Annotated in this window: 22 protein-coding genes and 1 pseudogene; 22 read left to right on the plus strand and 1 reads right to left on the minus strand. The window is 32.1% G+C overall.

Going from position 1 to position 22774, the window contains the following annotated elements; all coding sequences use genetic code 11:
• The first annotated feature begins 131 nt into the window (after nt 1–131).
• Genes IGJ45_RS04655 through IGJ45_RS04665 form a run of 3 tightly spaced genes read left to right on the plus strand, consistent with a single transcriptional unit; the run spans nt 132 to nt 2825 of the window.
• Nucleotides 132–839 (plus strand): N-acetylmannosamine-6-phosphate 2-epimerase, encoded by a 708-nt coding sequence (locus tag IGJ45_RS04655; RefSeq protein ID WP_060814988.1) that lies wholly within the window; start codon nt 132–134, stop codon nt 837–839.
• Nucleotides 832–2334, plus strand: a complete 1503-nt coding sequence (locus IGJ45_RS04660; protein WP_060814987.1) for a PTS transporter subunit EIIC — start codon at nt 832–834, stop codon at nt 2332–2334. The genes IGJ45_RS04655 and IGJ45_RS04660 overlap by 8 nt, the downstream gene beginning before the upstream one ends.
• An 11-nt stretch (nt 2335–2345) precedes the next feature.
• Nucleotides 2346–2825, plus strand: coding sequence for a PTS sugar transporter subunit IIA (locus IGJ45_RS04665; RefSeq protein WP_060814986.1), 480 nt, complete (start codon nt 2346–2348; stop codon nt 2823–2825).
• Nucleotides 2826–3415: 590 nt separating this feature from the next.
• Here the strand turns inward: IGJ45_RS04665 and IGJ45_RS04670 are convergent.
• Nucleotides 3416–4582 (minus strand): ROK family transcriptional regulator, encoded by a 1167-nt coding sequence (locus tag IGJ45_RS04670; RefSeq protein WP_060814985.1) that lies wholly within the window; start codon nt 4580–4582, stop codon nt 3416–3418.
• A gap of 306 nt (nt 4583–4888) precedes the next feature.
• Between IGJ45_RS04670 and IGJ45_RS04675 the strand changes: the two genes are divergently transcribed.
• From IGJ45_RS04675 to IGJ45_RS04765, 19 genes and pseudogenes are all read left to right on the plus strand, one after another.
• Nucleotides 4889–6964: a glycoside hydrolase family 31 protein gene (locus tag IGJ45_RS04675; RefSeq protein WP_060814984.1), complete on the plus strand. Its 2076-nt coding sequence runs from the start codon at nt 4889–4891 to the stop codon at nt 6962–6964.
• A complete protein-coding gene (locus IGJ45_RS04680; RefSeq protein WP_060814983.1) occupies nt 6964–7749 on the plus strand; it encodes a PTS mannose/fructose/sorbose/N-acetylgalactosamine transporter subunit IIC in 786 nt (261 codons plus the stop codon). Before IGJ45_RS04675 ends, IGJ45_RS04680 begins: the two co-directional genes overlap by 1 nt.
• Nucleotides 7742–8554, plus strand: a complete 813-nt coding sequence (locus IGJ45_RS04685) for a PTS system mannose/fructose/sorbose family transporter subunit IID (RefSeq protein ID WP_060815002.1) — start codon at nt 7742–7744, stop codon at nt 8552–8554. The genes IGJ45_RS04680 and IGJ45_RS04685 overlap by 8 nt, the downstream gene beginning before the upstream one ends.
• Nucleotides 8555–8573: 19 nt before the next feature.
• Complete coding sequence (locus IGJ45_RS04690; RefSeq protein WP_082709565.1) at nt 8574–9056, plus strand: PTS system mannose/fructose/N-acetylgalactosamine-transporter subunit IIB; 483 nt, start codon at nt 8574–8576, stop codon at nt 9054–9056.
• A gap of 14 nt (nt 9057–9070) precedes the next feature.
• Nucleotides 9071–9475: a PTS sugar transporter subunit IIA gene (locus tag IGJ45_RS04695; RefSeq protein ID WP_060814982.1), complete on the plus strand. Its 405-nt coding sequence runs from the start codon at nt 9071–9073 to the stop codon at nt 9473–9475.
• A gap of 860 nt (nt 9476–10335) precedes the next feature.
• Nucleotides 10336–12120 carry an LPXTG cell wall anchor domain-containing protein gene (locus IGJ45_RS04700; protein ID WP_256596976.1) on the plus strand — a complete coding sequence of 595 codons (1785 nt, stop codon included), beginning with the start codon at nt 10336–10338 and terminating at the stop codon, nt 12118–12120.
• Between the two features lie 447 nt (nt 12121–12567).
• A complete protein-coding gene (locus tag IGJ45_RS04705; protein ID WP_010729270.1) occupies nt 12568–13287 on the plus strand; it encodes a metal ABC transporter ATP-binding protein in 720 nt (239 codons plus the stop codon).
• A 1-nt stretch (nt 13288) separates the two neighbouring features.
• Nucleotides 13289–14131: a metal ABC transporter permease gene (locus IGJ45_RS04710; RefSeq protein WP_010710542.1), complete on the plus strand. Its 843-nt coding sequence runs from the start codon at nt 13289–13291 to the stop codon at nt 14129–14131.
• Nucleotides 14128–15072 carry a metal ABC transporter substrate-binding protein gene (locus IGJ45_RS04715; protein ID WP_060814981.1) on the plus strand — a complete coding sequence of 315 codons (945 nt, stop codon included), beginning with the start codon at nt 14128–14130 and terminating at the stop codon, nt 15070–15072. Before IGJ45_RS04710 ends, IGJ45_RS04715 begins: the two co-directional genes overlap by 4 nt.
• A 17-nt stretch (nt 15073–15089) precedes the next feature.
• A pseudogene (locus IGJ45_RS04720) lies at nt 15090–15322 on the plus strand (metal-dependent transcriptional regulator).
• Between the two features lie 877 nt (nt 15323–16199).
• Complete coding sequence (rpsN, locus tag IGJ45_RS04725; protein ID WP_060815000.1) at nt 16200–16469, plus strand: 30S ribosomal protein S14; 270 nt, start codon at nt 16200–16202, stop codon at nt 16467–16469.
• A 14-nt stretch (nt 16470–16483) separates the two neighbouring features.
• Entirely contained in the window at nt 16484–16663 is a 180-nt protein-coding gene (rpmF, locus tag IGJ45_RS04730) for a 50S ribosomal protein L32 (RefSeq protein WP_002297318.1), read from the plus strand.
• Between the two features lie 31 nt (nt 16664–16694).
• Nucleotides 16695–17072, plus strand: a complete 378-nt coding sequence (locus IGJ45_RS04735; RefSeq protein WP_060814980.1) for a hypothetical protein — start codon at nt 16695–16697, stop codon at nt 17070–17072.
• Nucleotides 17073–17092: 20 nt separating this feature from the next.
• Nucleotides 17093–17242, plus strand: coding sequence for a 50S ribosomal protein L33 (gene rpmG, locus IGJ45_RS04740; RefSeq protein WP_002297320.1), 150 nt, complete (start codon nt 17093–17095; stop codon nt 17240–17242).
• A gap of 23 nt (nt 17243–17265) precedes the next feature.
• A complete protein-coding gene (locus IGJ45_RS04745; RefSeq protein WP_060814979.1) occupies nt 17266–18249 on the plus strand; it encodes a CobW family GTP-binding protein in 984 nt (327 codons plus the stop codon).
• Between the two features lie 29 nt (nt 18250–18278).
• Nucleotides 18279–18401 carry a putative metal homeostasis protein gene (locus IGJ45_RS04750; RefSeq protein WP_002322279.1) on the plus strand — a complete coding sequence of 41 codons (123 nt, stop codon included), beginning with the start codon at nt 18279–18281 and terminating at the stop codon, nt 18399–18401.
• Between the two features lie 17 nt (nt 18402–18418).
• On the plus strand, nt 18419–19942 hold the full coding sequence (locus tag IGJ45_RS04755; protein ID WP_060814978.1) for a zinc ABC transporter substrate-binding protein AdcA: 1524 nt from the start codon (nt 18419–18421) through the stop codon (nt 19940–19942).
• Between the two features lie 23 nt (nt 19943–19965).
• The gene (locus IGJ45_RS04760; protein WP_060814977.1) at nt 19966–20205 is read left to right on the plus strand and encodes a helix-turn-helix domain-containing protein; all 240 of its coding nucleotides are present in this window, start codon (nt 19966–19968) and stop codon (nt 20203–20205) included.
• A gap of 898 nt (nt 20206–21103) precedes the next feature.
• Complete coding sequence (locus tag IGJ45_RS04765) at nt 21104–22654, plus strand: polysaccharide deacetylase family protein (protein WP_060814976.1); 1551 nt, start codon at nt 21104–21106, stop codon at nt 22652–22654.
• The last annotated feature ends 120 nt before the right edge of the window (nt 22655–22774 follow it).

Below are 22774 nucleotides of genomic sequence, written 5' to 3' on the forward strand. Positions count from 1 at the left end.
CATTATACTCCAAAAAGATAAAAAAATCTCCAAATTTATCCATTTTTATACTTTACATCAATGAAAGCGCGTGCTATATTTTATTTGGAGTTATTATCCGAAAATTAATTTAAAGTGGAGTGTTTAGGAGAATGAAGAAACAAATATTTTTAGATGCAATTTCAGGTGGACTGATTGTTTCTTGTCAGGCATTACCTGGTGAACCATTTTATAAAGAAGAAGGAGGTCTTATGTCCTATTTTGCTCTAGCTGCTGAAAGAGCTGGTGCAGTTGGTATCCGAGCAAATTCTGTTCGAGATATTTTAGAGATTAAAGAAAAAGTTTCTCTACCTATGATTGGGATAATTAAGCGAGATTATCCTCCTGAAGAACCATTTATTACCGCAACGATGCGTGAGGTCGATGAATTAGTTGCTACTGGTGTAGAAGTTATTGCGCTAGATTGTACGCTGCGCAAACGCCATGATAATTTGTCTATCAACACTTTCATTACTCAGATCAAAGAAAAGTATCCTGAACAATTATTAATGGCAGACATCTCTACCTTTGAAGAAGGTAAAAATGCCTATGAAGCTGGCGTTGATTTTGTCGGAACCACGTTATGCGGATATACTAATGAAAGTAGAAAGCAAGAAGGGCCAGCGATTGACTTGATGAAACAGCTCGTTCAAGCAGAAATTTGTGTTATTGCAGAAGGAAAAATCCATACCCCAGAGCAGGCAAAAAAAATTAGGGAATTAGGTGTTTCTGGAATCGTAGTTGGTGGCGCGATCACTCGTCCACAAGAAATTGCAGAACGTTTCGTCAATGCATTGAAGGAGGAAGAGAAAAATGTTTAAAAAATTTTCACAACTAGGTCGGGCATTTATGTTGCCGATCGCTATTTTACCTGTTGCTGGTTTACTTTTAGGTCTTGGCGGTGCACTGACAAATGAAAGCGCCATAAATGCTTATCCCATATTAGCTCAACCGTGGCTTCATACGATTTTGAGTATCATGAGTTATGCTGGTAACGCCGTTTTTGCTAATTTAGCATTGATATTTGCGATTGGTATCGCAGTGGGGCTTGCAAATGGTGACAAAGGAACTGCTGGTTTAGCTGGTGGTGTTTCTTACTTAGTTTATACAGCAACAATTAGTGGTTTTCTTGAATTATTTTCTGTCAAAGATGCAACTCTTGATACTGGAGTTGTAGGTTCAATTGCCATTGGCGGAATTGTCGCATTTTTACACAATCGCTATAGAAAAATAGAATTACCGCAATTTTTAGGATTCTTTGGTGGTTCACGTTTTATTCCAATTATTTCTAGTTTGGCTGCAATTATTATTGGTTCCTTCTTTTATCTAATTTGGCCACCGATTCAGAATGGATTAGTTGTTGCTGGAGAGCATATTGCTCAAATGGGGAGTCTAGGAACATTTCTTTATGGATTTTTACTTCGTTTAACTGGTGCTGTTGGTCTTCATCATACAATTTATCCACTTTTCTGGTACACTTCGTTAGGGGGAACTGAGAGTGTAGCGGGAATTACAGTTTCTGGGGCACAAAATATTTTCTTTGCTCAATTAGCTGATCCGAATCACACAGGCTTATTTACTTATGGGACTCGTTTTTTTGCTGGAAGATTTGCCACGATGATGTTTGGCCTTCCTGCTGCTTGTTATGCGATGTATCGTGCAATTCCTAAAAAAAACCGTAAGAAAAATGGCGGTCTTTATTTCAGCGGTGCATTAACTTCGTTTTTAACAGGAATCACTGAGCCTGTAGAATATATGTTTCTGTTTGTGGCTCCATGGCTTTATGTCATCCATGCATTTTTAGACGGCCTATCTTTTTATTTTGCGGATATCCTGAATATTCGAGTAGGAAATTCTTTTTCAGGTGGACTAATTGATTTTCTATTATTTGGTGTACTTCAAGGAAATGACAAAACTAACTGGCTTAAATTGATTCCTTTTGGACTTGCTTGGGCTATTATTTACTTTATCGTTTTTACTTTCTTTTTAAAAAAATTCAAAGTAGCGATCCCTGGTATGATAGAAGAAAAAGAGGTAGTCTCTGAAATTACCTTGAATAAAAATACTTCTTTGCATGAAGAATCTTTAATGATTATAAAAGCACTTGGCTGTGAAGAGAATATTGAATCTGTTGAAGCCTGTGCAACTCGCTTGCGTGTTGCTGTGAAGAATGGACAAAATGTTGACAAACAAGCTATAAAACAATTAGGTGCTACTGCAGTTTTTGAGGTAAAAGGTGGGATTCAAGCAGTTTTTGGAGGAAAAGCTGATTTACTTAGTCAAGAAATCAATCAAATTTTGAAAAGAGATAATTAGGAGGAATTTATATGATTAAGTTTTTAAGAAAGAAAAAACAAGTGGAACTATTTTCTCCATGTTCGGGAAAAGTTATTCCTATATCAGAAGTAAATGATCCAGTTTTTTCACAAAAATTATTAGGGGAAGGTTTTGCTGTTATTCCAGAAGAGCAGACAATTTATGCTCCTTTAGCTGGTCAGGTCACAACTATCTTTCCAACAAAACATGCTATTAGTATAAAGAGTAATTCAGGAATTGATTATTTGATTCATATTGGGATAGATACAGTAGAATTAGAAGGAAAACCTTTTTCAATTCTTGTTGATGAAAATGAATATATAACACCTGAAAATCCACTAGTTAAGGTTGATTTTAAACAGCTTGAATTGGCTAAAAAAGACTCATCAGTAATCATTTGTTTTACTGAATCTAGTCAAATTGATAATCTCGATTTATATACAGGAAGAGTTTTACATGGTGTTCTTTGTGGGTATTTAAATTTATCATAATGATTAATAGTTAGATTAATAAGATCTAATTATTAGAAACTCATTGGTGAAGTTTTAGGGTTTAAAGAAGTAGTATATAAGTTGTAACTTTCTCAATGTATAATAATTTTGATTGACAAGAGATTAATGTGATAGTTTTGAAAAATGAAATATGATTGGAGTGAACCTCGTTTTATTAAGTTTTTGATTATATGATTTTAGTCAGCTCGCCCACGTGTAGAAACAAAAAGATATACGTTTCTATACGTGGGCGAAGCTGTTTTTACTTTTAATAGCGATAAAAGTTTAGTATATAATTTAGATGAAATTGTAAAATTTTACCCTAAAGTATAGGCCAAATGGATAATATGCAAGCATGCTTTGATTAAACAAAAAGACAATTGAAAAAATTGAGAATATTTGATAGATTATTGAGTTAGAAATAGTTTAAGTAATAAGCATTGTATTAATTTTTTTATCTCTTGAAAAAGAGGTAGAGCGGTGAGAAATTCATAACTATATAAAAAGCTCTTTTTAAGGAGAGAGTACTGGTGAGCCGTCTAGTATGTTAAAATTTCTCCATTTCACATACTAGTTTCCACTAAATTAAATTAATTTTTTGCATAAGAGCTGAGTTTCAACTTTTCAATATTTAAAAATTTTTGAATTGAAAACGAAATTGCTCCACTAAGAACAGGATTCCACTCTATAGGACTGTTAATGATATGAATTTCTTTTGTATATTGATTATTCAAAAAATTTTTGATTATATTAATTATGTTCGGAATTTTTTTTGTTAAAGGACTGTTAAAAATCACTAACTCAGGAGCATAGAGCATAACTATATTGTTAATTCCTATCGATAAATAGTATGCATATAGTTCAATCATCTCTACAACCTTTTGATCCTTGTTGCTATAAAGATATTCCACTATATCCGAATTAATTTTATCTAGTTTTTTTTCTTTGGAAATCTCTTGGTAAATTACTTGAGTAGAGCAATATTTTTCTAAACAACCATAATTACCACATTCACATTTTCTGCCATTTGGAAATAGAATTGTATGTCCCAACTGACCAGCATATCCTTTATTACCAATGTCAAGTTTACCATTTTTTACTACTCCAACGCCTATTCCACTATGAAGACTAATTGATACTAAATTCTCGATATCAGAAGAAAAAGTATATTCACCTAATGCAGATAAGTTTGCCTCATTTTGTAAAAAAACAGGAAAGCTATACTCTTGATTTAATAATTTTACTAAATCAATTTCCTCAAGACCGTTATAAGTTGTACTAAGTACTTTATTATTTAGAACTTGTCCTTGAACAGCAATTGTCATACCGATTATTCCATGTCGCGTATAAGGAAGATTATCGGTGAGTTTTTTTATAATTTTACGAATTAACATTTGTATGTTGTCTTTACTAACATAAGTATCAGTAAGCTGTATTCTTGCAATTTCTTTTCCATCTAATGAAGCTACCATTCCATCAATGTAATTATATCCTAGATCAATTGCAATTGCTAAGCCCGAAGATACTCCATTAAAAGTTAACATAATGGGTTTTCGGCCACGATTTGTTGCTTCTCCAATTCTATTTTCAATTACAAGCGAGTCATCGATCAATTTATTGATAATAGAAGATACAGATGCTTTGTTTAAAGAGGTTATTTTACTCAATTCAGCTCTAGATATTTCTTTATGTCTAATTATTTGATTAAGTATTTTTGCCTCGTTTTGTTCTCTAATTGTATATTTACTTGAAATCATTAATTTCTCCTCAATTTAAAAATAAAATAGCCTATGCAAAAAAATATAGCGTTTACAGTTGACATTTTAAATAGCTTATTTTATATTTTATTTATTAATTAGTTTAACGTACAAACAATTTTAGTTCAAGTAATTAAGTGTTTTTTGTTATTAGTTTTTTTTTTGATAATTAGTTTATCGAGAAAACAAATTAAAAAGCAGAATTCTAGTCAAAATACTTAAATTAAATTGATATGTATATGTATGCGATTACAATTGCTAGTGTTGTAATAAGAGTTAACTAATTAAGAAGAAAAGGAAAGTGGGATGAAAGAAGTGATAAACATTGAATCAAATTATTTTTCAAGAAAATTTGATGATGAATTACTGATTATTGAAGCATGGGGGGAAAATGCTATTAGAATACGTTCATTTGTAGACATGAACTATGAAGACCGACAAAACTCCTTAATTGATAAGCCTAATTCCCTAAATAAAGTGATAATAAATCAATATGAAAATAAAACAGAATTAATTAACGGGAAAATAAGAGCGGTACTAGATCATCGTGATCGTTTAACTTTTTATAATGAAAAAAACGATGTCTTACTAAAAGAATATATTAGATTAAGAGCTGTTAAACATGATGATGGTGGTGAAGATGCTGGTTCAGTTGAAGTTACAAAGGATTTTAATTCTACATTGAAATTAAAGTCAAGAGAATATCGGTCCAATATGGATGGTAAATTTCAAGTAACTACTAGATTTGAATCAGATCCAAAAGAAAAAATATTCGGAATGGGTCAATATCAACATTCTTATCTTGATTTGAAGAACACTGTTTTAGAATTAGCGCAAAGAAACTCACAGGTGTCAATTCCATTCTATATATCTAGTCTTGGATACGGTTTTTTATGGAATAATCCTGGTATTGGAGAAGTTTCTTTTGCTAAAAATATAACTCGATGGAAAATGTATTCTTCTGATTATATCGATTATGTAATAATTTCAGGAAATGAACCAAAGGAAATACTTAGAAACTATAGTAATCTAACTGGAAAAGTCCCTAAAATGCCAGATAGTTTATTAGGATTATGGCAGAGCAAATTACGATATAGATCACCAGAGGAAGTGATGGATGTAGTAGAAAAGTATCATAAACGTGGAATAAAGCTTTCAACTATCGCTATTGATTATTTTCACTGGCCAAAGCAAGGAGAATATTGTTTTGATGAGGAATACTGGCCTAATCCAGAAAAATTTTTAAAGACTTTGAAAACTGATTACGGAGTGGAACCAATAATCTCAATTTGGCCTACAGTACAAACTGATGCAGAAAATTATGAAAAATATTTAGAAAATGGTTATCTAGTAAAAGTTAATCGTGGAGTTCGATTAACCATGCAAATTCAAGGAAACACTATTTTTATTGATATGACAAATAGTGAAGCTCGGAAATATGTTTGGAGTCTAATTAAAAAGAATTATGTTGATAAAGGGATTAATTATTTCTGGTTAGATGTAGCTGAGCCGGGATATTCCGTTTATGACTTTGATAATTATCGTTATAAAAAGGGGACTGATTTATATAGTGGTAATTTATATCCAATCGATTATCTTTCAATGATTTATGAAGAATTAAGTAATGAACAGCCTGTAATTACTCTTGTTAGAGGAGGATGGGCTGGAGCACAAAGATTCGGTGCATTATTGTGGTCTGGAGATATTGATTCTAGTTTTGAAGCATTTAGAAATCAAGTTAATACTGGACTAAATGTAGGTTTAGCAGGGATTCCCTGGTGGACAACTGACATAGGTGGGTTTCATGGCGGAAATCCAGAAGATCCGGAGTTTAGAGAATTGCTAATTCGTTGGTTTCAATATGCTACTTTTTCACCAATTTTAAGAATGCACGGTGACCGATTACCCCATAGTAAACCCTTATCGGATCATGGTGGAGGTTCGATGGTTACTGGTGCACCAAATGAAATATGGTCATACGGTATAGAAGTTGAGCAGATATTAACTAAGTATATAAAAATACGTGAAGCGTTGAAACCGTATATCAGTACTTTGATGGATAAAGCTCATAGATTCGGAGATCCGATCATGAGGACGCTATTTTATGAATATCCTTCAGATAATAATACTTGGGCTGTAGAAGATACTTACTTATTTGGAGATACGTTCCTAATTGCACCGATTGTAAATTATAAGGAAACAGTAAGAGAAGTTTACTTACCAATAAATGAAAACTGGACCAATATATGGACAGGTGAAGAATATGATGGTGGACAAACGTTGGATGTTGAAGCAGATATTAGTATGATACCTGTTTTTATAAAGACAAATCAAAAAGATAAATTTTCAAAACTATTAAGTATAATTAAGGAGGAGATCTAATGGAGATAAGTGTTATTCAACTTGGTTTAATTGTGTTATATGGTTTTTTTATTAATTTTGAGAAGAATTCAACAATGTTCGGAACCTACCAACCTGTAACAGCGGGATTTGTAACTGGTTTAATACTTGGAGATATAAAAACTGGGCTTTTTATTGGGGGAACCTTACAATTATTGTCTTTAGGAATTAGTAATTTTGGAGGAGCTTCTATACCAGACTATCAAACTGCAAGTATTGTCGCAACTTTTATCACCATAACAACTGGTCAGGAATCTTCGGTAGGGATTTCTATTGGTATACCAGTAGCACTATTAATGGTTCAATTAGATATTATTAGAAATACAATTGGTATTTGGATGGTTCATAAAGCAGAAGCAGGTGTAAAGCGAGGAGATTATAGTATGATCTCCAAGATGCAAATGTTTGGAGTATTCTTAACGGCGGCAACAACGGGCATACCGGTTGCGTTGGCAGTAATTTTTGGACCATCTTTAATTAATACTATTCTTGCTCATACTCCTGAATGGTTAACAAATGGGTTAACAGTTGCTGGGGGATTATTACCAGCTGTTGGTATTGGTTTATTGCTTCGATACTTACCTGCAAAAGAATATTTCAGTTATCTTGTTATAGGTTTTGTAATGTCTGTTTACTTAAAAATGCCATTATTAGGAGTAGCATTAATAGGCGCTGCTATAGCTTTAATTATTTATAAAAAAAATAGTCAGAATGTAATTAATAATACCGTTGTTAATACAATAGGAGGTATGGATGAGGATGAATAGCTTGGAGACGACAAAACTTGGTGTTAATTCCAAAATTAAAAAGAGTGTATTATGGAGATGGTTTTTTACAAGCTCAGTTTCTTCAAATTATGAAAAGATGCAAGCTCTAGCATATTGTTACGCTGTATTACCATTCTTAAAAGTTACTTATAAAAATAAACCAGAAGCGTTACAAAAAGCAGTACTAAATCATTTACAATTTTTCAATACAAATCCTTGGGTTGCACCGTATATTTTAGGTATTAATATAGCTATGGAAGAAAATTCAGATGAAAATACTGAAGAAGCAGTGACATCGATTAAGACAGGACTTATGGGGCCAGTAGCTGGATTAGGTGATAGTCTATTTGTAGTTATTCCATGGACTATATTTGGGGCTATTGCAGCAAATATGGCAATTGATGGTAGTCCAGTAGGAATTATTTTATGGATTGCTGTAAGTGTAGCTTTAAAGATGATAAGTATACCATTATTTCGCATAGGCTATACTTCAGGTACGAAATTAATTACTACTATTGAAAAAAGTTTAAAACTTTTAACTGAATCGACTTCAATTTTAGGATTAATGGTTGTTGGAGCATTAATACCATCTGTTGTTAAAACAAATGTAGTCTTAGATTTTAAACAAGGTGATTTTTCTATGAGAGGGCAAGAAATACTAGATCAAATAATGCCAGGATTATTACCTGCACTCTTAGTTGGTTTAGTTTACTGGTCTTTGAAAAAAAATGTAAAACCTATTTATTTAATTCTTGGTGTGATGGTTCTGTCTATTGTTTTAGCTACTCTAGGCATTTTAAAATAAATGATAGGAGGAAATTTTTGTGGAAATGAAGGGTATAAAAAATATTAGAATTGACGATCGATTAATTCATGGTCAAGTAGCTACAATGTGGAGTAATAAATTAGGTGTGACTCGTTTGATGGTTGTAAATGATACTGTTGCAAATAATGATATACAAAAACAGGTGCTAAGGATGGCAGTCCCTGCAGGAATCAGTTCTTCAATTATAACTGAAGAGAAAGCGATTACCAATATCAAAAATGGAAAATATGAAGGGCAAAATGTGCTTTTAATAGTCAAATCCCCAGTAGACTTATTATCGTTTATCGAAAATGATTTACAGATAGATAGGATTAACGTTGGCAACATGTCTAATCGAAAAGGAACAACGGTTTTACGTCCTAATATTAGCGTTACTAATGAAGAAAGAAATGCCTTCGAGAAGCTATTAAATCTTGGTGTTGAAATTACTACAATTATGACACCAGACGATAAAAAAACTTACTTAAAAGATATTTTATAAGGGGAATAAGTGCGATGACTAATGAAATAATTTTAATGAGTCATGGTTTAATGGCTGAGGAAATATTAAATTCAGCTAAAATGATACTTGGAAACCAGATTAATTATCCGGTAGTTTCTATGGCACAAAATGACGGTATTGAAGGAACAATAAATAAATTGAATAAAATACTGGAAGAAACAAGTGACATACGAAATATTATTATATTAGTAGACCTAATGGGAGGAACACCTGCAAATGTAGCTATGATGAAAGCAAGTATGGATAAAAGAATTCAAGTAGTAACTGGAATGAATCTAGGGATGGTATTAGAATCATACTTTAAAATTAATGAAGAAAAACTTGCTGAGCATTTAATAGAAATAGGTAAAAGTAGTATTAAAATACCTGAGATACAGATGGATGGTGGAGAAGAGTAATTATAATGAAGGAAGAATAGTTCTGTTAATCTCAATTGAAAAAGTTTAAATCAAAACAAAAGGAAAGCTATTTTCGATATTAATATGATTCGTTTTCTACATAATATCAAAATTAGATACGAAGCCATAGTAAGAAATATGTTTTTTTCATTATAATCTTAAATAATTAATACTAGCGAAATAGAGGAATGTTAAAAGGGCTCTTTTTGGAATAGCACGGTATAGCTAGTGCTTGAACTGCTATAAAAACCAAATAGTTAAATAGTAAAGCAATAATGGTTCGAGTGTACTATTTGGAGGACAATCTAAGATTGAAGATGCTTTCAAGTATAAGTGGTATTTTCAATGAGACGGTTAGGAAATTAGTGCCAGAGTAGGTACTAATTCTAGATGTAACAATCTTAACAGCGGTGGGATATGATCTATATGCAAATATTATATAGTTGTGTTAAAGTTTTTTTGATATATATATGAATGTTGTCCAATCAAATTCTAGAAATGCTTTAGACTATAAAATTTATTATACGGGGAAAATGCAACTTTTTAGCTAATAAAGCTGAAGTTGCATTTTTAACTATCTGAAAAAAATCGAGTTGAATTTTATATTAATCTATTTTTGGCACTTCAATAAAAAATGAACCTTCATTTTTATTGACATTTTTTAAGTAAATTTGTAAAATCGTTTTTATAAAACGTAATAGTTACGTTTTATAAAAGCTAATTAGAGAGGAGATAGGGACATGTTTCTATTCAATAAAACAATGGTTTCCTTTTGTAGTATTAAGAATTTTAATAGCTAGAATATTAACATAAAAATTATTTTTTGAGCTTAATAAATAGAATTTAAGGAGAATGATATTATGAAATCAAAGATAATTCTTGGCGGTTTGCTACTATCTACAACAGCTTTCGTTTCACTACAATCCCCACAAATTACTAGTGCAGAAAGTTTAACAAATTCAGCAGAAATTATAGTACCGCTTAATTTAAAGGTGAAAGCACATTACACAAATGGATTACCACTTGAAGCGGGAAAAGAAGTACGGTTAAGAAATTTAACAGATGGATCAACGGAAGTACTTAAGAAACAGGTAGACGCTAACGGAGAGGTAACATTTACCGAACAAGATGGCATTAAAAAAGAAGTAAATTATGGCATCGAAACAGACGGAGTAAGAAATGGCTATACAGTAAGATACGATCTTGGTGGAGAAAAAGAGAAGGACATAACAGTGAATTTGCCAGGATCCGAGTTACCACTTAGTTTAAAGGTAAAAGCACATTACACAAATGGATTACCACTTGAAGCGGGAAAAGAAGTACGGTTAAGAAATTTAACAGATGGATCAACGGAAGTACTTAAGAAACAGGTAGACGCTAACGGAGAGGTAACATTTACCGAACAAGATGGCATCAAAAAAGAAGTAAATTATGGCATCGAAACAGACGGAGTAAGAAATGGCTATACAGTAAGATACGATCTTGGTGGAGAAAAAGAGAAGGACATAACAGTGAATTTGCCAGGATCCAAGTTATCACTTAGTTTAAAGGTAAAAGCACATTATACAAATGGATTACCACTTGAAGCGGGAAAAGAAGTACGGTTAAGAAACTTAACAGATGGATCAACGGAAGTACTTAAGAAACAGGTAGATGCTAACGGAGAGGTAACATTTACCGAACAAGATGGCATTAAAAAAGAAGTAAATTATGGCATCGAAACAGACGGAGTAAGAAATGGCTATACAGTAAGATACGATCTTGGTGGAGAAAAAGAGAAGGACATAACAGTGAATTTGCCAGGATCCAAGTTATCACTTAGTTTAAAGGTAAAAGCACATTATACAAATGGATTACCACTTGAAGCGGGAAAAGAAGTACGGTTAAGAAACTTAACAGATGGATCAACGGAAGTACTTAAGAAACAGGTAGATGCTAACGGAGAGGTAACATTTACCGAACAAGATGGCATTAAAAAAGAAGTAAATTATGGCATCGAAACAGACGGAGTAAGAAATGGCTATACAGTAAGATACGATCTTGGTGGAGAAAAAGAGAAGGACATAACAGTGAATTTGCCAGGATCCGAGTTACCACTTAGTTTAAAGGTAAAAGCACATTATACAAATGGATTACCACTTGAAGCGGGAAAAGAAGTACGGTTAAGAAACTTAACAGATGGATCAACGGAAGTACTTAAGAAACAGGTAGACGCTAACGGAGAGGTAACATTTACCGAACAAGATGGCATCAAAAAAGAAGTAAATTATGGCATCGAAACAGATGGAGTAAGAAATGGCTATACAGTAAGATATGATCTTGGTGGAGAAAAAGAGAAAGACATAGCAGTCAAATTACCCGGAGTAACGAAAAATACAAATTCTAAACAAAGTTCGGATAGTAAAGCTAGCTTTAATCATCCTTCTACTTTTTTTAACAACAACAAAAGATCATCTAATCTAAATTATAATAATAGCAATAAAAAAAGGGAACTAATGAATCAAGAAAAAAATAAAGAAGGCAATCGAAATAAAAATACTATGGAGTTACCGAAAACTGGAGAAAAATATAATGGTCTTCCTGTGTATGTAGGGTTATTCACGGCGATTGCAAGTATTATAGGGCTGAAAAAAAATAAATTTTAATGTGGGAAGTATTATTATTTCTCTAATTCTATTTGAGCAATTTAAAATATGAAAATCAATAAAGAGAAAGTTTTAAGTTGTTAAGTAAATTAAATTTCGATTGGAAGCATAGTTGAATAAGCCTAACATGTTACGAAAGATAAATAACCTACTTTTCATTTCTAGAAGAGAATGTCTTGATGCTTATAAACAGATTTAGCTCCCTATCCACTTCAAGTCTAATTCTTTTGTATGCAAATAAAGTATTTTTAGGAGAGTGTTCTCATTAGAGAACACTCTTTTTTTGTTTTGAAAACTACTTACTATACGGGTAGTTTCAAATAGTTTTGTCATCCTAATCTTCAGCAACAGAAAAAAATCCAAATTTTAAAATTTAGGCTTGACTAAAATATATTTTCTGTATACCATATAATCGTGATAATCATTATCATTTAGAAGGAGAAAGTTATGTTAGAAGTGAAAAAGCTTAATGTTTGTTATAACGATTTTTTAGCATTGAACGAGATTTCTTTAAAAATACAAGAAGGTGCTTTAACAGGTATTATTGGTCCAAATGGTGCTGGAAAATCCACATTGCTTAAAGCAATGTTAAATATTATCCCTCATCAGGGAGAGGTCTCCATTAATAATGAAGATATCAATAAAAAACTGGTGAAGATTGCATATGTAGAGCAAAAAGCTGATATTGATTTTACTTTTCCAATAAAAGTAAAAGAATGTGTATCTATGGGAACATATGCCGGAATGAAAGTTTTTCAAAGAATTAAAAATGCAGAATGGCAAAGAGTTTCAAAGGCTTTGGAAAAGGTCGATATGGGAAAATATTCTAATCATCAAATAGGAGAATTATCTGGAGGACAATTTCAACGTGTACTTTTAGCAAGATGTCTTGCTCAAAATGCGGATTTCATATTTTTAGATGAACCATTTGTAGGGATAGACTTAGTTAGTGAACGAATAATTATGGATACGTTAAAAAAATTGAAACATCAGGGAAAAACAGTGCTAATTGTGCATCATGATTTAAGCAAGGTAAAGAAGTATTTTGATAATATTATTCTTTTGAATCGAAATCTAATTGCTCACGGAAGTGTAGAATCTGTATTTAATGAAGAAAATTTAAAAAAAGCCTATGGAGATACTATATTTATTGGAGAGGGGGAATAATATGCTTCAAAATTTTATTAATGGTCTGTATGACTTTCACTTTTTACAGAATGCTCTAATTACATCTGTAGTTATAGGGATTGTTTCTGGAACAGTAGGTTGTTTTATTATTTTAAGAGGAATGTCTCTTATGGGTGATGCTATTTCTCATGCTGTTTTGCCAGGAGTAGCAATTTCTTATATTTTAGGTATTAATTTTTTTATTGGTGCTATTGTATTTGGTCTATTAGCTTCTATCATTATTACTTTTATAAAAAGCAATAGTGTAATAAAAGGAGATACAGCAATTGGTATTACTTTCAGTTCTTTTTTAGCGCTAGGAGTTATCCTTATAGGAGTTGCAAATAGCTCAACGGATTTATTTCATATCTTATTTGGAAACATTTTAGCTGTACAAGATATTGATAAGTGGATTACGATTGGCGTTTCTGTTTTAGTGTTGGTTATAGTAGTTCTATTTTTTAAAGAATTATTAATTACTTCTTTTGATCCATTAATGGCAAAAGCAATGGGGATGAACGTCAATTTTTATCATTATCTACTGATGGTTCTATTAACTTTAGTAGCAGTAACAGCTATGCAAAGTGTGGGGACTATATTAATTGTTGCAATGTTAATCACGCCAGCAGCTACAGCATATTTATATGCAAATAGCTTGAAAACTATGATATTTATTTCTGCAGCAGTCGGGGCAAGCTCATCATTGCTTGGATTGTTTATTGGTTATAATTTTAACATAGCCGCAGGATCAAGTATTGTTTTAACAGCGGCATCCTTATTTGTAATTAGTTTTCTAATCTCACCAAAACAAAAATTTTTAAGAAAGAAGGAGAGATCGTTATGATGAGAAAATGGAAAGTAGTAGTGGGAAGTCTGGGGATTTTGATTGCTCTTTTTATATTAGGAGCGTGTTCAACAAATAGTAAAGATAAAGTGGCTTCGAACGAAAAATTAAAAGTAGTAGTTACTAATTCGATTTTAGCAGATATTACTGAAAATATAGCAAAGGATAAAATTGATTTACACAGTATTGTACCTATTGGGAAAGATCCCCATGAATATGAGCCTTTGCCTGAAGATGTTCAAAAAACTTCAAAAGCAGACTTGATTTTTTATAATGGTGTTAACTTGGAAACTGGAGGAAATGCTTGGTTTACAAAATTAGTTAAAAATGCGAACAAAGAGGAAAACAAAGACTATTTTGCAGCAAGTGATGGCATAGATGTTATTTACTTAGAGGGTCAGAGTGAGAAAGGGAAGGAAGATCCTCATGCTTGGTTAAATTTAGAAAACGGTATTATTTACGCTAAAAACATTGAAAAACATTTAGCGGAAAAAGATCCTGATAATAAAAAAATCTATAAAGAAAATCTAGATAAGTATATTGAAAAATTGAATACACTAGACAAAGAAGCAAAATCTAAATTTGCTTCAATTCCGAATGATAAAAAAATGATTGTTACAAGTGAAGGATGCTTTAAGTATTTCTCGAAAGCGTATAATGTGCCTTCTGCTTACATTTGGGAAATCAACACTGAAGAAGAAGGAACGCCAGATCAAATTAAACACTTAGTTGAAAGACTACGCACAACAAAAGTTCCTTCCTTATTTGTAGAAAGCAGTGTGGACGATAGACCGATGAAAACAGTATCGAAAGATACCAATATTCCTATCTATTCAACGATTTTTACTGATTCAATTGCAGAGAAAGGACAAGATGGTGATAGTTACTACGCGATGATGAAATGGAACCTGGATAAAATTGCTGAAGGTCTTTCAAAATAAATTGGAGGAAAAAGAGTATGGTAAAAATTAAACCAACTACTATACTGATTTATTTATTAGCAATTCAGGAATTGACGAAAAGAAAAAAAAGTTAAAAAATAAAGATTTAGCAAAAATTCTAAGCATTACTCCAGCATCTGTTAGTGAGATGTTGGCTAAACTTAGATATGAAGGTTATTTAAACATAGGGTGTCAATTGACAAATAAAGGGAAAGACTTTATTGACAATTACAAAAAGAGCTTTATATAAAAGACTTTTTATTTAGAAAGGATAAGAAAATGACTATTGGAGTAATTATGATAGGACTTATCCTAATAGCTGGATATAATTTTTTTAAATCTTTCTTGGATTATTTTAGAAAAGGCGAATGATTTAGATGAGTATATTACTTCTTATAGGATTACTTTTTTTATCAGCTATTCTGTTGCTGCTCATTAGTTTAGGTTTAAGCAATGAGTTTAATAATAGACATTAATGTTTAAAAATTTATAGAATTAAAAATATCATATAAGGCGAATTTTCTCATATAGACTAGGTACTACGTGCCACTTACTGAAAGATAATAGAAAATGAACTAAGTTATTTTCAAAAGGATGTACTTCATCAAATTAAGATAGCTTTGTTTGTCTAAACAATCTATCTAAAAAAGATAAGTTCTATCGAGATGATAGGATAGGCTTATAATTAGCCTATAAATTTTTGGAATACAGCTACAATTCTTTTTCAAATTAGTTACTTAATGTTTATTTCTTATAATATAAGAATTGGTCACAATCTTACAAAATCATTAATAAACGAGTTAAACATAAAAGATTGAATAAAACTATAGTTTCTTTCATAATGCCGTTTTAAGTAGAGAAAAGCTACTTAAAACGGTATTTATGTTTTAATGGACTAATAAAAATGAACCATTATTTTTTGCACTTAAACTACAAGTTCTTTTAATTAATCTGATTATCTCTATGTATCGATAAAATCATTTTCAAATGGATATCTATTCATATGAGTTTTATTTCATGTTATTTATTGTTGACAAGAGAAATTTTTGTTGGTAAAGTGTCAATGTCAAAACGTAACGTTTACGATTTGTGACGTCTAAATCAAAACAGAAGGAGTATAAATGTATATGGCAAAAAAGTCTAAAATTGCTAAAGCAAAGAAACAAATGGCAATGATTGAAAAATATGCAGACAAACGTCAAGAATTAAAAGCCGTAGGAGATCACACCGCCCTTGCTAAATTGCCAAGAGATTCAAATCCAAATCGTCTGAGGCTTCGTGATCAGACGGATGGCCGTCCAAGAGGGTATATGCGGAAGTTTGGTATGTCCCGTATTAAGTTTAGAGAGCTTGCCCATCAAGGGTTGATTCCTGGAGTAAAAAAAGCAAGTTGGTAAGAGGAGGAAATATCATGGCAGTACCAGCAAGAAAAACATCTAAGGCGAAGAAACGGTTAAGAAGAACTCATCAAACTGTAGTAAAACCAGAAATTTCATTTGACGAAGCGAATGGTGATTATAGACGTAGCCATCATGTATCTTTAAAAGGGTACTATAATGGAAAGAAAGTAATTAAAGGAGCTTCAAAATAGTTTAATATATAACTTTTAGGAGGGAACCAAAATGGAAATTATTTACCCACCTTTAGTTGAAGAAGGATTAAAGTATTATCTTGAAACGACCCAGCAATCGCTAGATAAATGCACTTTTTATCGTTCGATGGTAGAGAGAGGAATTATTACTGAAACGGGTTTACCGACCCAACAGGCAATTGAAAATGGATTAGTCAAAGATTACTATGAGGACCAAGGCTTATCATTTGATGATTTTTTAAGAATCTATCCAATTTTTGAAGAGTATGACGAGGAGTTATTTCAATGTATCGATGGTTATTGGGAGATACCTGTTGATATGAAAGAAAATTTAGTTTCACAATTGGAATCTGGCGAGTTAACTTTTGAAGATACACAACAAATTCAAGCATATCTTGAAGATCGATAAGTATTGAAGGAGGAAGATTTATGCGTCAAAATATTATTTTGGAATGTGTCGAAACTGGAGAACGTCTGTATCTCACCAGCAAAAATAAACGGAATAACCCTGAACGGTTAGAATTAAAAAAGTATTCGCCAAAATTGCGCAGACGGGCAATTTTCAAAGAAGTGAAATAGCTAAGTGGTAAAAAGGTGACAAAATGGGCATACCAGTTACAATCGTTTCTGGGTTTTTAGGGGCTGGAAAAACAACGCTAATCAATCAAGCCTTGCAAGTCTCACCCTACCCCAGGGAAGAAATTATTATAATTGAAAATGAGTTTGGTGAAGTTGGGATTGATCACAAATTATTAGTTCATAGCGAGGAACGGGTGTTACAACTAAATAATGGATGTATGTGTTGCAGTCTTCGCAGTGATTTATTAGCAATATTGATTTCTTTACTGGAAACAATAGAAGAACATCAACAACCAATTTCACAAATCATCATTGAAACTACAGGTATAGCAGATCCCCAACCAATCATTCAAACACTTTTAACAGCGCCTCAACTAAGAGGAAGAGTATATATCGATAGTTTATTGACTGTTATTGATAGTGACAGTTTTGAATTTATTGAAAGAGAACCACAAGCCCTTAAGCAACTTGTCATGGCAGATCGCATTTTTGTGTCTAGAAAACAAAACTTGAATTTATCTGCACTAAAAAAATTACAGAGAGAAATCAAAAGTATTAACCCTTTATCCGATATTCGAATGTTCACACATAGTGAAACGATTCAAAAAAAGGATTTTTATAATTTGAAAAAATTTAATCATCCCTTAGTTTTTGAAAGTGATTCATCAGAAAATCACTATAATGGCAAACACTATCATCAACACCATCAAGTACATGAGTTTAAATCAATTCTCTTAACTTCAGATCAAGACATAAAAAAAGATTTTTTACTCCAATGGATTGACTGGTTGATTTTAACCAACCAAGGGAGCCTGTATCGTTTTAAAGGATTGATTGCTTTACAAGAGCAGGATTTTATAGTTGCCATGCAAGGGGTAAACGAACAGGTTAATTTTCAATACACCACTCGACAAAAAGACCAAACCACTATTATTCTAATCGGAAAAATGTTGGATGAAGAAAGGATCAAACAGAGTTTTGATAAATTACTGGCGGAAAGCAAATAATGATAAGTATTGATTGGGGGTAATTTCTAATGGAGAAAACGGATATATCTAGTGCATATCGACGACTTAAAAGCCCGAATATTAAAACTAGAAAAAGGGCATTAAAAATTATCAAAGAACATAAACGAAATAAAATGAAGAAATTAGCATAATTAAGGAAGGAAAAAGAATGAAGAAAATCAGTGTAGGACTTGTTGGGATAGCAGCTCTAGGATTATTGGGAGCTTGCTCCAGCACTAATGATGCAAAAGTATCGAATGATAAAGATGGAAAATTAGAAATTGTAACAACATTCTATCCAATGTATGATTTCACCAAAAACATCGTCGGCGATGAAGCGAACGTGGATTTAATGGTTCCAGCGGGATCAGAACCTCATGACTATGAGCCCTCAGCTAAGGATATGGCAAAAGCTCATGATGCTGATGTTTTTGTATATCATAACGAAAACATGGAATCATGGGTACCAAAAGCTAAAGAAAGTTGGAAGAAAGCTGGGCCTAATGTAGTAGAAGGAACAAAAGACATGATTTTATTGCCAGGTAGTGAAGAAGAAGATCATGATCACGGAGAAGAAGATCACCATCATGAACTAGATCCTCATACGTGGGTTTCACCCAAAATGGCAATTAAGGAAGTTTCAAATATCAAGGATCAGTTAGTTAAATTGTATCCGAAAAAAGCAAAAGTATTTGAGACAAATGCTGAAAAGTATTTGACTAAACTGAAACGGTTGGATGCTGACTATACCACTAGTCTTAAAGAAGCGAAACAAAAAAGTTTTGTGACACAACATGCAGCCTTTGGATATTTAGCTTTGGATTATGGATTGATACAAGTTCCTATTGCTGGACTAAGTCCTGAAGAAGAGCCATCTTCTGGTCGATTAGCTGAATTAAAAGAGTATGTTAAAAAAAATAAGATCAATTATATTTATTTTGAAAAGAATGCTAATGATAAAATCGCAAAAACTTTGGCCAATGAAGCTGGGATAAAATTGGAAGTATTGAATCCTCTTGAAAGTCTTACAAAAGAACAAATGGATAATGGTGAAGATTATGTTTCAGTAATGGAAGACAATCTAAAAGCGTTAGAGAAAACAACTATGGTTGCTGGTGAAGAGGTAGTTCCAGAAAAAGAAGCGAAGGATGAAAAGACAGTTGCTAATGGGTACTTTAAAGATGCCGATGTGAAGGATCGCGAATTGAGTGATTATACAGGCGAATGGCAATCTGTTTATCCGTTGTTAAAAGATGGAATTTTGGATGAAGTTTTCGATTACAAAGCAAAACTCAATAAAGACATGACAGCTGCCGAGTACAAAGATTATTATACTACTGGCTATAAGACAGATATTGATACTATCAACATTAAAGACAACACCATTGATTTTGTAGTCAACGGTGAACATCATCAATACACATACAAATATGTTGGATACAAAATTTTGAATTATGAAAAAGGAAACCGTGGTGTTCGTTTTAATTTTGAAACTGATGATGCAGGTGCTGGTCGCTTTAAATATATTCAATTTAGTGATCATGGAATTGCACCAAGTAAGGCAGAGCATTTCCATATTTTCTTTGGTGGAGAAAGTCAAGAAAAACTTTATAATGAAATGCATAATTGGCCTACTTTCTATCCAGCTTCATTATCTGAGCATGAGATTGCTCAAGAAATGATGGCCCATTAAAATCCAATCTTTGGAGAAAATACATGGTAAGAAAAGTATTATTGTCTATGGATTCCAAGAATATTGATGCTTATCGGCGTTATCGATTTGCAAAGCAAATGAGATTAAATGGGAGTACATTAGCTGATATTGCTGCAACTTTACATGTTAGTGTTGATACAGTTCGTAGAGTGTTAAAACAAGACCGGGATTGTTGTTTTATCAAGGTCAATACTGGAAGAAGTAGACGTTTAGCAAAACGATATAATAGTTTGATTAATTAGTTGTAACAGTAGAGCAGATTAATTTTCTTTTATTAGGATTTGATCTGCTCTTTATTATGTATAGGAATTAACATATTCGAAAAAATATTACAAAATTGTAATGCTATTATTTATAATTAATTATTTTACAATGCTAAAATTGATGATAATATTTTATTGTATCTGTTAATAAAAGTTTTTGTACTATTAATTGTGATTTTTAAATGATTGAAAAATAGAGAGGAGGAAGCAATACGTAGAAAAAATATTTTAAATTGGTGTAAGTACAAATATGTTATTTACAGTATTTTAGTTTCTCGTATTAAGTGTTACTACTATGGTGAATTCTTTAGAGACTTAATAAATAGTCTTCTTTGATAGATTGTTAAAGGGAACTTAACAAAGTAATAAGATGCATAATCAAATGCACAAAAAACAAAAAAAGAAGTTTCTTCGAATAGAAATTCTGAAATAACATCCTTTCGCCTAATAGTGAATAATTTAAATAAAGAGAAACTGGCTACACTATCAAAGCAAGTGATTCTGTTTAGCTAATTACTAATAATTAAAGTATTAAAATAGTATGTTTAATCAAATAGAACAAGATTGGATAATAGTTTATATTTTTAATCCTAGACCATTATTGGTATTTCAAAGACTACAACCATACTAATTAATCTATCGAATGGTACAATTTCAAAAACTAAAATCAAAACTAGTGATTCTAATGTTATCAAAACTGAGTTGAAAATTAAGTAGCCACAATATCTAAAGTGGTGAGGAATTAGCGATAATTACTACGCCGAAAGTAAAAGAATAATAGAAAAAACTTTCCTTAAAAATTATCTATGAATTCGTTTTCATTATAATTGCGCTGTTTTATTTTACTTTATGATGATAAATGGAGGGATAAAGTCATATGTCTGACAAAAATACCTATGCACGTCGTAGCCAACGTCACAAACAAGAACCTGATACCTGTGAAAATACAAATCAATTGAATGAAGCTGTAAAGCCCAAAACCGGAAACGAAAACAAACAACCAAAAATACCGAAGAAAAAATCTAATTATAGCAAGTATATATTCGCATTGTTTACCGCACTTATTCTAGTAATTGTCGCTACTGGCGGCTATATTGTTTATACATTAAAACAGCAAGAAGCAGAAGCTCAAGCCAAATATGAAACTGCTGCAAAAAATCTCATGGCTTCAATCCAAGAAGAGCAAGACCAAAGTGGAATTTCAACGAAAATAGATACTATAAATGACGGAGAAAATAAGTGCCTTGTTTACCGTCCAGTTGATGAAAATACTGTTCCTTTCAAAAATGCAAACCAGCTCTTAGACGAGCTTGCTCAAAAGCAACAAAAAAAGCATCGTGAAAAAGAAGTGCTCACAGTTGCCAGAATAAAAGCAACAGCAATATCTTCTAAAGTTAATCAATATAGAATTGAAGCAGATAGTTTTATCTGGGATCGCAGTAAGGAAAATTTCAAAAAGCCAGATAGTATTTCTGAGAAAGATATCTATATTTTCAAAAAAACTGGCAAAGAAATCACAAATAAGGATTTGATTCCAGATGAAGGAAGTCTCTTAGGTATTCAACAGGTGATTCAGCAATCCATACTTGATCAAGCCAAAGAACCTGAAAAAATCATTGATGCTGTATTAACAATGGATAGAATTTCTTATGATAGTAAAATGACTTATACACCTGATGAATTGACTATCGTCTTACCAAAAAATTCAACTGGAACTTCTAAAGTCACTCTAAAATACAAAGATATTGCTCCATTCATTGATACAGATCTGGTTTCGCAAGAAAGTATAAAAGATACATTACCTGCATTAGATGAAAATAAAAAGTACGTCGCTCTTACTTTTGACGATGGTCCAAATAATAGCTCAACACTTGATTTGTTGAATATACTAAAAACAGATAACGTGAAAGCTACTTTTTTCATGTTAGGACAGATGGTGGATCAAAATCCAGATGTTGCAAAACAAGTCCACGACGAGGGTCATGAGGTAGCATGTCACTCGTATTCTCATCCACAATTGAATACACTTTCGACAGATGAATTACAAAGTGAAATAAATAAAGCTAATAAAGCAATTTTCAAGGCTACAGGCGTCTTGCCTCGCAATATCCGTCCCCCTTATGGCGCTATTGACAAAAAAAGTGCTGAAACAATTGGCATGCCAATTATTCAATGGGATATTGACTCACAGGATTGGAAATCAAAAAATCCTAGAGCAATCAATAATGTTGTCAAACAGAATGTTTATAATGGTGCAATCATCTTAATCCACGATATCCATCCTGAATCAGTTAAAGCCATACCAAATATGATCTCCATGTTAAAAAATAAAGGGTACGAATTTGTGACGATCGATCAACTATTGTCAGGAAAACAAAAACCATTGCATCAATATTTTGGTATGAATGATGAGCGACTAGTAGACTAACTGTAATTAGATTGAGTGGTATTTGAAGAAATTATATTTGTAGTTTCCTTATTTGATGAAAAGTCATGTAAAACAAATTAATAAAGAGTATTAAGTATACTAACTGTTGTAAGTATACTT

Source organism: Enterococcus sp. DIV0574 (assembly GCF_051711125.1).
Lineage (GTDB): Bacteria > Bacillota > Bacilli > Lactobacillales > Enterococcaceae > Enterococcus_D > Enterococcus_D gallinarum.

Excerpts from the sequence above, each read along its gene's own strand:
- IGJ45_RS04655 (WP_060814988.1), top strand. The coding sequence starts at position 132 with ATGAAGAAACAAATATTTTTAGATGCAATTTCAGGTGGACTGATTGTT.
- IGJ45_RS04660 (WP_060814987.1), top strand. The coding sequence starts at position 832 with ATGTTTAAAAAATTTTCACAACTAGGTCGGGCATTTATGTTGCCGATC.
- IGJ45_RS04665 (WP_060814986.1), top strand. The coding sequence starts at position 2,346 with ATGATTAAGTTTTTAAGAAAGAAAAAACAAGTGGAACTATTTTCTCCA.
- IGJ45_RS04670 (WP_060814985.1), bottom strand. The coding sequence starts at position 4,582 with ATGATTTCAAGTAAATATACAATTAGAGAACAAAACGAGGCAAAAATA.
- IGJ45_RS04675 (WP_060814984.1), top strand. The coding sequence starts at position 4,889 with ATGAAAGAAGTGATAAACATTGAATCAAATTATTTTTCAAGAAAATTT.
- IGJ45_RS04680 (WP_060814983.1), top strand. The coding sequence starts at position 6,964 with ATGGAGATAAGTGTTATTCAACTTGGTTTAATTGTGTTATATGGTTTT.
- IGJ45_RS04685 (WP_060815002.1), top strand. The coding sequence starts at position 7,742 with ATGAATAGCTTGGAGACGACAAAACTTGGTGTTAATTCCAAAATTAAA.
- IGJ45_RS04695 (WP_060814982.1), top strand. The coding sequence starts at position 9,071 with ATGACTAATGAAATAATTTTAATGAGTCATGGTTTAATGGCTGAGGAA.
- IGJ45_RS04700 (WP_256596976.1), top strand. The coding sequence starts at position 10,336 with ATGAAATCAAAGATAATTCTTGGCGGTTTGCTACTATCTACAACAGCT.
- IGJ45_RS04705 (WP_010729270.1), top strand. The coding sequence starts at position 12,568 with ATGTTAGAAGTGAAAAAGCTTAATGTTTGTTATAACGATTTTTTAGCA.
- IGJ45_RS04710 (WP_010710542.1), top strand. The coding sequence starts at position 13,289 with ATGCTTCAAAATTTTATTAATGGTCTGTATGACTTTCACTTTTTACAG.
- IGJ45_RS04715 (WP_060814981.1), top strand. The coding sequence starts at position 14,128 with ATGATGAGAAAATGGAAAGTAGTAGTGGGAAGTCTGGGGATTTTGATT.
- rpsN (WP_060815000.1), top strand. The coding sequence starts at position 16,200 with ATGGCAAAAAAGTCTAAAATTGCTAAAGCAAAGAAACAAATGGCAATG.
- rpmF (WP_002297318.1), top strand. The coding sequence starts at position 16,484 with ATGGCAGTACCAGCAAGAAAAACATCTAAGGCGAAGAAACGGTTAAGA.
- IGJ45_RS04735 (WP_060814980.1), top strand. The coding sequence starts at position 16,695 with ATGGAAATTATTTACCCACCTTTAGTTGAAGAAGGATTAAAGTATTAT.
- rpmG (WP_002297320.1), top strand. The coding sequence starts at position 17,093 with ATGCGTCAAAATATTATTTTGGAATGTGTCGAAACTGGAGAACGTCTG.
- IGJ45_RS04745 (WP_060814979.1), top strand. The coding sequence starts at position 17,266 with ATGGGCATACCAGTTACAATCGTTTCTGGGTTTTTAGGGGCTGGAAAA.
- IGJ45_RS04750 (WP_002322279.1), top strand. The coding sequence starts at position 18,279 with ATGGAGAAAACGGATATATCTAGTGCATATCGACGACTTAAAAGCCCG.
- IGJ45_RS04755 (WP_060814978.1), top strand. The coding sequence starts at position 18,419 with ATGAAGAAAATCAGTGTAGGACTTGTTGGGATAGCAGCTCTAGGATTA.
- IGJ45_RS04760 (WP_060814977.1), top strand. The coding sequence starts at position 19,966 with ATGGTAAGAAAAGTATTATTGTCTATGGATTCCAAGAATATTGATGCT.
- IGJ45_RS04765 (WP_060814976.1), top strand. The coding sequence starts at position 21,104 with ATGTCTGACAAAAATACCTATGCACGTCGTAGCCAACGTCACAAACAA.